Origin of the sequence: Mycobacterium marinum (genome assembly GCF_003391395.1) — a bacterium.
GTDB classification, from domain to species: domain Bacteria; phylum Actinomycetota; class Actinomycetes; order Mycobacteriales; family Mycobacteriaceae; genus Mycobacterium; species Mycobacterium marinum.
In genome coordinates this window covers 4,233,192-4,246,172 of the sequence record NZ_CP024190.1, presented here as the reverse complement: position 1 = coordinate 4,246,172, position 12,981 = coordinate 4,233,192, and the positions used below count along the sequence as shown (strand labels likewise).

Genomic DNA, 12,981 nt, shown 5'->3' with positions numbered 1-12,981 from the left:
CGGAGTGCTGGCGGGCGGCACGGGGCATCGATGGTGGATGCCCGGTTGACCGCCTCGGCACGTTCGCTGGCCAGGTCGCGCTGCGCAACGCGCAACGCCCAGTGCGGCTCGATCGGCCTGCGTGCTATGGGGTTTCTAGTGCGAAAGCGGTGATCGCCCCGGCCAGCTGGCGTCGGAACCCGGCGGGCCCAAGGAACTCAGACACCCAAACAAGGGCCCGCCCACTGGTGCCGGTCGCCAACCTGGCCGGGTCCGATCTAGCGGGTGAGGATCAGCAACTTTCCTTGTGGATTATTGATGTGGTTCTCGAAGAAGTCGGCGCCAAATTCATCTAGCCCGACTTTCGCTACGAATGGAGACCGCCACTCAATATTGGTGAAGCCGACCACCGATGCAATATCCTCGATGCAGGATTTATGCCACCGATACACTTCGAACACCAAGCCCTCGACTCGGGCTGGATGAAAATGAACCAATCCGCCGTTCTTTTCCTCGGCCTTGGAGACGTAGTAGCCGAACTTCTCCTCCGAGTCATTCCTGTCATGGAGTTCGATTCGGAAATCGGGGTTGAAGCTGAAGGAGACGAAGCGGCCGCCTGGCTCGAGCAACCGATAAATGTTGCGCATTGCGGTTTCCAGCCTCACCGGATCCGGCATGTAGTGAAGAAGATGAATTGCTGTCACAGTATTGAAGGTCCGCGATTCCTGCAGATTCAAGATATCGTCGACCCGGTAGTCGATCCCCAGTGGCTTCTGGTTCTCCTGACTCACTGCGAGGCTGATGAGCTCAGCTGACAGGTCGGAGCCGCTGACGGGTCCCGCTTTGACAAGAGTGCGAAACTGCCTCGTGTAGAACCCGTCCCCACAGGCCAGGTCGAGCAGGCTCTTGCCGGCAGCTTCGGTGAGGGCGTCCATGATGACCGGCTTCTGGCACAAATCATGGTAGAGTGCCATGTTTATCATTCCGGCGACATATTGTGCCGCAATTTTGTTGTATTTTTGCCGAGTCAATTCCTGGCGATCGGTGTGCATGTTCAGTTGCTCCTTACTTTGCTGGCGGTGCTGATAGCCCGCTAGATTCCGCTAGCGGAACTGTTGAGAGGTCGACTAATGGCCTTCTGGGAGGGCATCCTGTCGGCGAATTTCATCGTCCGGATCGGCCGCAATGCGTGCTGTGGCAAATCGAAGGATCGGCGCGGCCATTACGGATGTTGCGATGGCGGTGAGTAAAACAATCGTATAGAAACTGTCGTTGAATATTCCCAGGTCGTATGCGGTATCGGCGATGATGATCTGAATAACGCCTCGCGCGTTTAGTCCTGCACCGAGCGCGACGGCCTCGGCGCTACTACGCCCGCTGCTCTTGGTGCCGATGTAGGCTCCGAGAAACTTGCTAGCCACGGCGGCTGCAAGTACCACGAGCGCCGCGGCAAGCGTGGTCCTGTCCGCTAGCCCCGTGAGGTCCGCCTGCAGCCCGGCGGTGGCGAAATACAGCGGAGCGAGAACATTGTTGACAACCGGATGTAGCGAATCAAGGCCGCTGCGGCGGTCCGGTGGCAACGCTGCCAACACGATTCCTGCGGCAAACGCACCTAGGACCGGTTCCAGTTTTAGGGCGTGAGTTGCGGCGGCCGCCAGCATTACCAGCCCGACTGCGTAGGCCAGGATGGGCCGTGGGCCAGCGGAATGTTCGGCCGCTGCTGGTTGCTGGCGACTGTTGACGAAGACTTCGACTATTTTGCGGCCGATAATCGTTGCCGCCACAACCGAAATGATCAAGAAGACGGTCAACAGCACGGTGCCTACGGATAGATGAGCGATTGCCATGGCGCAGACGACGGACAGCAATACCCAAGCTATTACGTTGTCGATGACCGCCGTAGCCAAAATGAGTTGAGCGATATCGCGGTGCATCAAGCCAAGGTCGGAGAGCGTCTTGACAATCACCGCGATCGCGCTGACCGAGAGCGCAACGGCGAGGAACAGCGCGAAGACGAGGCGGTTGGAGCCACCTGTCAGCACGCTCGGCATCAGTAACCCGATACCGAGGCCAAACACGACCGGGACGAGTAGACAAGCCGCGCTGATTTTGGTGATGGCAAGCCGGTTGGATTTCAGCAGATTCAAGTCAACTTGCATCCCGCTAAGGCCCATCAGCAGTAGCACCCCGAAGGTGCCGACCGCGTCAAGGCCCAACCGCTCGCTGACTTGCTCGGGCAGCAGCCAACTGGATAATCCGGGTGCAATCTGACCGAGTACCGATGGTCCGAGCAGCACCCCGGCGAACAACTCACCAGCGATTGCGGGCATTCCCAGCCGAATGGCCACTCTGCCAAGAATCGTGGCGGCGAGTAACAGCAGTCCGAACTGTAGAAAGAATTCCAAGAGTTCGTCGGCGCGCACGTGCTTCCCCCTTTTCTCGTGCTGGGCGACGCCTTCGCTTTCTGATGCGAAGAGCTGGCTGGTGGGATCGGGCCTACGGCTGCTGGGTCGGGAACGCGGTGAACTGTCGCCGGCAATACAGCAGCGGTTTCATATCTGCGCGGTAGTGAAGCGGTTGGTGATCCAGAATGATGGCGTCGATCTCGCCGAACAGAACTGTGTGGGTTCCCACGTTGCGGGTGGCCGTGAGGCGACATTCAGCGATGGCGTGGGCGTCTTCGTACAGAATGGGCAGTCCGCCTGCGGTGCTCGCTCGCCAGCGAACCTTGCTGAAGCGGTCCTCTTGAACGGAGGAAAAGACGCGGGCGGCGGACTCGCCGCCGCTGTGCAACAGATTCACGGCGAAGCGCGTGCAGTCTTGAACCGCATCCAGGGTGGCACTGCGGGTGTTCACGCACAGCAGCAAGGTCGGAGGCTCCATGGTCACGCTGCACATCGAGGAGCAGGTGAATCCGCGGGGAGCGCCATCGTGGTCGTAGGTGGTGACTATGGTTACGCCGCTGGGATAGCTGCTCATGAACTCGCGAAACACGTCCGGTGTAAGGATCTCCGGGCCCTGTTCGGCCGCGGTGTTTGTGGCGTCAACAGACATCGTGGACTCGTCTTCCTGGTTAGTTGGTCAGTAGTGCGACAAGTTGCTCCACCGTGGCGCCCTGAAGGAGTTGCACGAGGGGGGGATCACAGGCGAATGCCTTTGCGATCCGCTCGCTGAGTACCAGGGCGTGAATGGAGTCGCCACCGCTATCTCCCACGCTGTCAGTGGTGTCCACGGACCGGTCCAAAACGTCTTCCCAAATGCGCCTTAGGTCCTCGCGAACCCGGGAGCGCGCATCGTCGGATATGTGTGCAGCGATACGGCGAGTGGGATGGAGAAGATTCAGCGCAGCTTCCGCCCCGAACCTGGGCAACGGTGCCGACCCCCCGTTCGCGATGGCAGCAACCGCATCACGGTAGGCATCGACGATCGCGCTGACTTGTTCGGTTTGGAGGATGCGCGGATCGAATTCGATTCCGATGCCAAGCGTGTCGTTCTCTTTCACGAACACGGTTACCAGGGGAAGGTTGGTGTGTTCGATCAGTTTTCGCCGTACGATCGTGGACCGCTCCGCGGGGAGATCCGCAGTGTCCTGGGTGTGGTCCAGGCTGACGAAATTGAACGCTGTCTGGAAGAGTTCGCCGATTCCGATGTCGCGCTGAATTGTCCGCAACGGGACTCGACGATGCGGCAGCACAGCGCGTTCTGCGGCGAAGACCTCATCAATGAGCCCGGTGTAGTCGGTCGAGGTCAATCGCATCCGCAGCGGGACCGTATTGAGGAACATGCCGAGTACGTGGGCGGAGTCGTCGGTTTCCGGCCGGCCGTTGACGACCAAGCCGCTGACCACATCGTCGGTAGCGGCGAGTCGGGCGTTGACCACCATGTGTGCGGCGAGCAGCGTGCTCTTCAGCGGTACACGGCGATTGCGGGCCACCTCGGACAGGCGCGCTTCGATATCACGCGGAAACTCCCACCATCTGGTCTCGAGGCGGCTGGGGCCGGATCGTTCCCCGGCAAAATGCGCGGTTTCGATCCCTTGAAGCTGTTTGCGCCAGAACACTTTCGAGGAACTGCGCTCCGCTTGACGCTCGAGTGCGACAAAGTCGCGAAAGCTGGTCTGCAGCGGCGCGCGGAACGGCGCCGCTCCACGTCTCCTAAAGGTGTCGTAGCTGATCAGGAGGTCTCGTTGCAGTTCAACCACGCTCCAGCCGTCCAGCAGTGCGTGGTGGAAAGTTAGCCCAAGTTCGAACCGGTTGCCATCACGCAGATGGATTACCACCCCAAATGGGGTGCAGCTCTGCCATTCGATGGGGGAGTGGGCCTCGTTGTCCATCCACCTCGATAGTGCAGCCTCTTGATCGGATTCCGAAAGACCAGACAGATCAACGATTGTGAGCGGTGTTGCCACCGATTCGTGCACTATCTGCAGTGGCTGCGAGTATGCGGCGAGCTCGAAGGTCGTGCGCAGAATCGGGTTTCTGGCCGTGATCTCGTCCAGGGCGGCGCGGAAGGCGGTCTCGTCCCACTGCGCCCGAACCAGGTAGCTGAACACGTCGTGATAGACACTGGGCCCGTCGACCCGACTGTGAAAGAGCATCCCCGCCTGCAAGGCCGCCAATGGATAGGCGTCTGTCGCGGTTGCGGGGAGGTCGCCCTCCGCCCCGGACTCCAACAACATTGCTGCTGAGCAGGATTCAACGCCTGAAGTGTCGCTCTCGGCTGACTCGGCAGACGTCAGCCCTGCGGCGAGCTCTTCCGGCGTTTGATACTGGAACAAATCTTGCACCGATACCGCGAGGCCGAGTTCTTTGGCCTTGACCGAGACCCGCACCGCGCGCATCGAGTCGCCACCAATCTCGAAGAAGTTGTCCGATGAAGCAATGGAGTCCAGGTCCAGGGCCTGAGCGAAGATGTGCCGGATCTGATCGAGCACGGCGCCGCCACGATGTTTCGCCGAGGTGCGTAATGCAGTGGCGTTGGTTTGCGCAGCACCGTCGCTGGCCCCGGGCGGGTCAACGTCCGTCGATGTGGAAGCCCCCGTCGGCTCCGGCAACGCCTGCTGGTCGATCTTGCCGTTCACGGTGAGCGGCAGGGACTCCACGGCGACGATGGCTGCCGGCAACATGTAGTCAGGTAGGCGCGCTGCCAGGCTCCGGCGGGTCGGGCCGATTTTCGGCTGTTCGCCGGAGCGAGTGACAACGTATGCCACCAAACGGGATTCGCCTCCATCGGCGCGCACCATCGCATGGCAGGCCGTTACTCCGTCGAGCGCGAGGAGTGCGGTTTCCACCTCGCCGAGTTCGATGCGAAAGCCCCGGAGCTGAACCTGGTTGTCGAGACGGCCCAGGTACTCGATTTCGCCACTGGGCAAGCGTCGCCCGGCATCACCGGATCGGTAGAGGCGCTCCCCGCCGCGAAACGGGTGTGGAATGAAACGCTGGCTAGTCAACTCCGGCTGGCCCAGGTACCCATTGGCCAACCCGTGACCGCCAACGCAGATCTCTCCCCGCACTCCGTAGGGGACCAGATTGCCCGCCGGGTCGGTTAGCAGGCACTCCAGGTCCGGCAGCGGGCGGCCGATGTTGGAACCGTTGGCGCCGAGGACATCTTCGCGACGCACCCGGCGGAACGTCACATGCACCGTTGTCTCGGTGATGCCGTACATGTTGATCAGTTCGGGGCGTGCGTCGCCGTGCGCATCGATCCAGGGGAGCAGATCAGCAAAATTCAGGCTCTCCCCGCCGAAGATCACGTAGCGCAAGAAGAGTCCGGCGTTGGCGTTGGCGTTGGCGTCCGCGTCGCGCAAAATCCGAAATGCCGAGGGGGTTTGATTGAGGACGGTGATCCGCTCGGCGGTGAGCAACTCGCGGAAGGCGACCGGGTTTCGGGTCACCAGATAAGGCACCACCACCACGCACCCGCCGTGAAGCAATGCCCCCCAGAGCTCCCAGACCGAGAAGTCGAACGCGATGGAGTGAAACATCGACCAACGGTCTTTGTTGGTGAAGGTGAATAGTTCCTCGGTCGCACTGAACAGACGCATCACGTTGTGATGGGTCACCTCGACACCCTTGGGGCGGCCAGTGGACCCCGACGTATAGATGACATAGGCGACGTCTTCGGAGTCGACCTCGACCTGGACCCGTTGCGCGGGTTGATCGGAGATCTCCATCGAGTCCAACTCGAGGATCGTGGTGTCGTATCCGGACACCACGTGCCGCAACGAGGATTCGGTCAGAATGGCCGAGGGAGCGGAGTCCGCAAGTACCAGCTCCGCCCGGCTTGCCGGCCAGCTGGCGTCGATTGGGACATAGGCCGCGCCGGTCTTGACGATGGCCAGCACAGCGATCGGAATGAGATGGGTGCGATCGAGCAAGAGCGCCACCTTGTCCCCGCGGACTACCCCGTTGGACATCAACAACCTGGCCAACCGATTGGCTGCCGCGTCGAGCTCCGTGTAGGTCAGGCCGCTCCCGTCGAACCGTACGGCCTCCGCCTTCGGAGCCGCGTCCACCTGGGCTTCGAAGCCCAGGTGCAACGTTCGGTGCCGATGGGGGATATCACGACGCCCGTCGACAGAACGCAACTCTTCGATTTCATGAGCGCTCAGCATGGCGAAGCTTCTCAACGGGACGTCCGGCTCAGCCAACCCACGGGTGAGCAGGGTGACCAGGTGTTGGGCCATCCGCTCGATGGTCCGGGGGGCCCACAGCGCGGTGCTGAAATCGAAGGTCAGATACAGATCCTTGTCGTCGGACTGCAGGACCAGTCCGAGCTTGAACAGGGCGCGCTTGGGATCATGTGCCACCGGAGTGGTTTGCACCCGGTCGAACCGTGGACCGCGGGCGAGGGCAATTTCGGGTACGAAGGACACCTCAGTCAGCGACGCTGACTTTTGCAGCCGTGAGCCAAAGCGTTCCAGCAAGTAGGCGAATGGAATTTCGCCGTGGGCGGTCACCTCGGCGAGCTGGGCGGCCGTACGGGTTGATTGGGTCCGTAGTGTCAACTCGGGTACCAGGTCTGAGCGCACCGGCAGCAGGTTCGAGAAATAGCCGATCGTTGCCGGGGGCACCTCGGATGGCCGGTTCGGCACTGGCACGCCCACCAGCACCGTCTCTTGACCGCTGTAGCGGTGTAGGAGGTGCTGCCACATCCCGAGCACGACGGTCGAGCGATCCACGCCTGACGCCATGGCGAAGTCGTCAAGGCGCCGAAGAATGTCGCCGGGCAACCGGACCTCGACTCGGGCACCCCGAAACGACAGGGCGGGCGGTTGCGGAAGGTCGGTGGGAAGCTCGATCCGCCCTGGAACATCGGTCAAGGCGGCTGTCCAGAACTCCACGCTCGCGGCGTTCGGCGGGCGGGACGCATTGGCGATCTCGGCGTGCGCCAGTTCCCCCATGGTCCTTGTCGCAGCGACCTCCGCCAACGGTGTTCCCGGGCTCATGGCGGTCTTGGAATTCTCGCCGTCCTCGTCCAATTCGGCATAGATGTTGGATAGCTCGGCGAACATCGTCGCCTCCGCCCACACATCCGCGCCAATGTGGTGACAGTTCAAGCCGAGGACGACATGGCCGTCGTCGACCACGAATACCGTCGCCCGCAGTGGAGGGGTCGTTGTGATGTCTATCGGCGTGGCGGCATCGGATTCGATCAGCGTTGTCAGCAATGCTTCGCGCTCCGCAGGATTGTGGTCGCGCAGGTCGTGCACTGCGACATCGGCGGGCTTCCCGATGATCTGGTGCGCACCGCGCTCATCCGAGGGAAACGCTGTTCGTAGGGCTGGGTGGCGCTGTACGAGAAGGTCGAGTGCTTGGCATAGTGCCGTCACGTCAATCTCGCCGCTCAGGTCGAAGTATCGCTGGGAGCACAACTCGGGGCCGCCAAGGTTCAACCGGTCGAGCAGCCAAATCCGCTGTTGGGCAAGGGTCAGGGGTGCGGGCCCAACGTCTGGGGCAGATCGGAGGCGGTCCACGTAGTCTTCGATGCGGCATCCGGGCGTCCGGGCAAGCAAGCCCAGCGCCTCGACGAATTCGGCGGCCAGCCGCCCAGCTGTCGACTGTGAGAACAGCTCGACGTCGTATTCCAGGAAACCCCACAGCGCCGCACCGTCGTCGGTGAACGAGGCCAGCAAGTCGAACTTGGCCGATCCGGGATCGACACTGATGGCGTTGACCTGCGCGCCGTCGATGCGCAGCGGCGAGATGTCACCGTCGAATAGCGACACGGCAGCTTGGAAGATCGGGTTGCGAGTACCGAGTCGTTCTGGCCGGACGACATTGACGATGTCGGGAAACGACAGCGCACTGTGGTCGACCATCGCCCGGATCTCGTCGCGGGTGCGCACCACCAGCTCCGCGAATGTCGGGTTGTCACCCAATCGGCAGCGCAACGGGAGGATGCTGGCGAAATTGCCAATCACGTGTTCGATGCTGGAGTGGTTGCGGCCTGCGGTGACTCCGCCGACGACGATGTCGCGCTGCTGGCCCCGGCCGGCGACCCAAGTCGTGAATGCCGCGACCAGCACACTGTATGGCGTGGCGCCATGCCGGCGCGCCATGTCCCGCAACGCAGCCCGGTCACCATCGCCGATCGAGATCGGAACGCGTGCGCCTCGGAACTTCCCGACGGAGGGGCGGACGAAATCTCGCGGGAGGTCGATTTCGGGCGGGGCGTCACATAGATGATCGCGCCAATACCCTTCCAGCGCTGCGCGCCGCTGCGCCGTCAGCCAGTGCACCATCCACTGCTCGTAGTCAATCGGCTGAATGGGCAAGCGCGGCAGGGCCTGGTCATCGCGCGAATTCCCGTAGGCCTTGCTCAACTCGCTGTTCAACAATCCCGCGGCCGACCAGCCGTCGGCGACGATGTGGTGCATGCTCCAGGCCAGGTAGTGGTCATCCTCGGCGACGGCAATGAGCAGCACCCGCACCGGCGGTGCTTCCGACAAGTCGAACGGGACGGCCAGCATCTCCTGGATCCGCCCGATGGCGGCCGCTTCGCGGTCGTCCTCGGGAAGATCACGAAGGTCGGCTTGCTGCAGTGGGATTGGGCCTGGTGGGAGGATGACCTGAGTCGGCTGCCCGTTGTGCTCCGGGAAGATCGTCCGTAGCGCTTCATGCCGGGCCGCTACCGACGCGAACGCGCCTTCGATGCGGGCGACGTCCACGGGGCCTCGGATTCGGACGGCGGCGGGAATGTTGTAAGCCGTCATCGTCGGCACCAGCTGTTGCAAGTACCACAGATTTGCCTGCATGGGCGCCAACGGCAGAGGCGTGGATCTGTCGGCCGGAGTGGGTCCGCTCATCGCGGCTTCATCGGCGGGTGATACCTGCCCGGATCGCTGTTCGATGAGATCACCGAGGGCCGTGAGGGTTCCGGCGTGCACAAAGTCGCGCAACTGAAGCGTCACGCCCATCCGCTCGCGAACCCGGATGATCACCCGTGATGCCGCCAGGGAGTGCCCGCCGATCCGGAAGAAGTCCGCTTCCTGATTGGTCACCGGGGTACCGAGTATCTCCTCCCAGATGTTGGCCAGCGGGACGAGTCGTTCGGGTAACCCACCAGAGCCGGCGGTGCCAGCTATGGCTGGGACCGGTGGCAGTGCCGAGGTGTCGACTTTGCCCGCCGGCGTGCGGGGTAGAGCATCGAGCACAATCACTGCGCCGGGCACCATGGTGCTGGGAAGCCTTCTGCGCGCGGTCTCGAGCACAGCATCGGGGTCGACGACGGCTTCCGGGGCACGGGCAACGATGTATGCTGCGAGGACTCTTTCGCCGGAGCCGCGTTCCTTGATATCGACTACCGCTTGCTGGACGCCGGGGTGCCCGCACAGGGCCCGCTCCACCTCGGTCGGCTCGATTCGCACACCGCGCAACTTGAGTTGGCGGTCCATCCGCCCCAGGAATTCCAGCGTCCCGTCCGCTCGCTGGCGCACCCGATCGCCGGTGCGATACACCTTCGCATCCGGTTCCGCGGAGCGTACATCCGGACGAAAGCGCTCCGCGGTCAAAGCCGGTAGGCCGCGATAGCCCATCCCCACGCAGGCTCCGCCGATCCACAGCTCGCCCGCCTGCTCCTCGGGAACGAGAGCACCTTCCTCGTCCACAACGTATAGGCGAACGTTGGCGATTGGGCGACCGATGGGTGCCCAGGTGGCCGTGTCAGTGACGTCGACTCGCCAGAAGGAGGCATCGAAGGTGGTCTCGGTAGCCCCGTAGTAATTGACCATCTCCGCATGGGGGAGCGCTTCGGCTACCCTGCGGCACAGCGCTATTGGTAGTGGCTCGCCGCCACAGAACACATACCGCAAGCTGCGGCACTCGCGCAGCCTTGGCTCCTCGAGTACTACGTCCAGTTGGGACGGCACGAACTGCATCGCCGTGATGCCTAGTCGCCGGATGTGTTCGACTACCTGATGGGCATTCCACTCGCCGGGGCCCAGCGCGGGGAACACCAGTCGGCCACCGACAGAAAGTGGGCCAAAGATCTCCCACAGAAAGATGTCGAAGGTTGGTTCGGTTGTCTGCAGCACCGCATCACCGACACCTAGGCCGAGTTCGTCACGTCGCCAAAGCAGTTGATTGGCCAGCGAACGGTGCGAGATGAGCACCGGCTTGGGGCGCCCGGTCGAGCCGGATGTGAAATAGATGTACGCGGGAGCACGGGGGTCCAATCGCGAAATTGCCGGGCCGGGCTCACCGCTGCCATCGGCGATGATCAACTCTGGCGCATTCGCTGGAAGCAGCGCGCGGGTCTGCTCGTCCGCGACGATGCAGCCGACGTCCGCGTCAGCGATCATGTCGCCCACCCGGCGAGTTGGGTGGGCAGGATTGAGCATGAGCAATACCGCGCCGACCCGCAAAACGGCGATTGCGGCGATGGCCATCCGAGCGTCGCGGCTGAGGAAGACCCCGATCACATCGCCGTTTCGCACTCCCTGCGTGCGAAGGCGATTGGCGAGCGCGTCCGCGTGCTCTCCGAGCTCGGCGTACGTGATCCGGTGCCCGCTGGCATCCTGTAGGGCGATTGCATCAGGGGTTCGCGCGATTTGGGCGTAGACCAGGTCGTGCACGGTCTCTTGCCAACCTGGAGCTTCGGGTCCGACGAGTGGCTCGCCTTGTCTGCCTTTGCCCCGTGTGGGGTGCAGTGTCGGATCGATTTCCGTTGCGTGGCAGGACAGAAACTCGTCAAGCGCGCCGACCGAATCGGCAAAGTTTGGTATTGACTGCAGAAAATCGCTGCCCGTTGCCGGTCGCGCCGCCGCGTTGGCACGGGCCAGATGCCAAGCATTCTCAATGAGGGCGCTGGCCGCGGATCCCCGCGGTACCACCGCATCCAGGATCGCCCACACGCCAAACCAGCCAAGGTCGCAGAAGAGGCCAGTCGAGCTTTCTGCGGTGAGCTCGCTGACCGTCTCGCGGAGCCGACCAGTTGCATCCGACGAGGGGTCACGGTCGGCGATCCAGTCGTAGATGGTGTCGTCGTGCGCGGCCAACCGGCTACCCAACTCGGTCAAGAGGGCCTCAGAGGGTCCCTCGCCGATCCGCAGGAAGCGGACATCGCGCATCAGTTCGGCCACGCCGCTGGCCTCCATGTAGCCTCTCCAGCCGAGCGTTTGCATCGCATCGTCGGTGGCGCGGTGGGCGAACTCCGAGGAGGCCACCTTCAGTGCCAGAGCTATCTCTTGGGGTACCTCGAATTCCATTGTGATGGTGGAGAGTAGGGCCTCCACAGCGGCAATTTCGGCCGTGATACGAGAGATCCGGCGCTGGAACACCGGGTCGTCGGCAAGGCGTCCGGTGCTCACCTGCCGATGTGACGCGAAGCGGTACATCAATTGAGCGCAGCGTTTGAGCACGCCAAGGCTGATCGCACCCGCGCAGATTCGTCCAACTAGCAAACTCTCACTGATGACGTCCACTCCGCCGCCGACCTCGCCAAGAATTTGCCAGCTCTGTATGCGCACGTTCTCGTAGCGAACGCCGGAGACCGGCACGGACCACAATCCATACATGTCCTCGGGAGGCTGGATGGTGACTCCCGGACTGTCGGATGGCACCAACACGGTCGTCAACGCCACGCCGCCGTCAACGATGAACGGGATCAGAGTGACGAAGAATGCGGCCAACGGTGCTCCGGTGATGGCGGACTTCGCCCCGGACATCACCCAATCGTCGCCATCTCTGACTGCTTTGCTGGTGAGGCCGCGCAGATTGGACCCCGACACATCGGGCTCAGTGATGGCGAGCGCGCCTACCATATTTCCGGAGCGCATATGTTCGATGTGACGTGACTGTAGATGTTGGCTTCCGTATCGGAGTACAGCTTGCAGAGCCGCGTGGTGCACGACCAGAAGAGCCGCTTGACCTGGTGTTGTGCCGCCCATCTGTTCGGCGTCCGCGACCAGGCTCGGCAGGTCGACCCGGTCGCCGTCGGCTGTGGTGCGCGCATTGCCGAACTGTCGAGCGTCAGCGCGGCCTCTGCCCAAGGTGCAATCTGCACTTGGCGGGGTGGGTGAATCCGCGCCCGCTTGATGTTTGCCTTCAGGCTGGCTGGCGCCGTCGTCCGCTGTCTCGTCCTGGACAGTAGCCGTCATCCGCGTTCTCTCGATTCGGTTGGCGCCGGCCGGTTGGCGGCTGTGTTAAACATGAATAGACACGCTAGCGACTAGGCAACAAAATTACTATTTAATTGGTTGACTTTACCGGAGATGCGGTCCTACTGTTGGGCGGCGTCTACTGAGCCCACAGCGAAAGGTCGCCATGCCAAGAGCGGGTTGTCATCGATTTGCCATCTGGTCGGCCTCTATCCCTGAAGCGCGGTCAATGGTTAATAACGCAGACAAGCTATATATGCTGGGTCGGGTGGCCGAATCGGCGGTCGCACGGCTCGACCGTAGTGCCACCCACGTCCTGGACTCGGCCCGCGGCACGGCCCTTGCTTCCCCCCGGGTGTGCCTTGCCGCGGGCTGTCTCGAGTCCGGGCGGCCAGCTAGCCGGC

4 protein-coding genes are annotated in these 12,981 nt (G+C 62.6%); all 4 read right to left on the bottom strand.

The window, feature by feature from the left end; genetic code table 11:
* Positions 1-257: 257 nt before the first annotated feature.
* The gene (locus CCUG20998_RS17580) at positions 258-1,031 is read right to left on the bottom strand and encodes a class I SAM-dependent methyltransferase (protein WP_020730360.1); all 774 of its coding nucleotides are present in this window, start codon (positions 1,029-1,031) and stop codon (positions 258-260) included.
* A gap of 75 nt (positions 1,032-1,106) precedes the next feature.
* Positions 1,107-2,402, bottom strand: a complete 1,296-nt coding sequence (locus CCUG20998_RS17575) for a cation:proton antiporter (protein WP_020730361.1) — start codon at positions 2,400-2,402, stop codon at positions 1,107-1,109.
* Positions 2,403-2,475: 73 nt separating this feature from the next.
* Complete coding sequence (locus CCUG20998_RS17570) at positions 2,476-3,033, bottom strand: flavin reductase family protein (protein WP_020730362.1); 558 nt, start codon at positions 3,031-3,033, stop codon at positions 2,476-2,478.
* Between the two features lie 19 nt (positions 3,034-3,052).
* Complete coding sequence (locus tag CCUG20998_RS17565) at positions 3,053-12,577, bottom strand: non-ribosomal peptide synthetase (protein ID WP_081651066.1); 9,525 nt, start codon at positions 12,575-12,577, stop codon at positions 3,053-3,055.
* Positions 12,578-12,981 lie beyond the last annotated feature (404 nt).

Bases quoted from the DNA above. Each gene is read 5' to 3' on its own strand.
- CCUG20998_RS17580 (WP_020730360.1), bottom strand. From the start codon at position 1,031: ATGCACACCGATCGCCAGGAATTGACTCGGCAAAAATACAACAAAATT.
- CCUG20998_RS17570 (WP_020730362.1), bottom strand. From the start codon at position 3,033: ATGTCTGTTGACGCCACAAACACCGCGGCCGAACAGGGCCCGGAGATC.
- CCUG20998_RS17565 (WP_081651066.1), bottom strand. From the start codon at position 12,577: ATGACGGCTACTGTCCAGGACGAGACAGCGGACGACGGCGCCAGCCAG.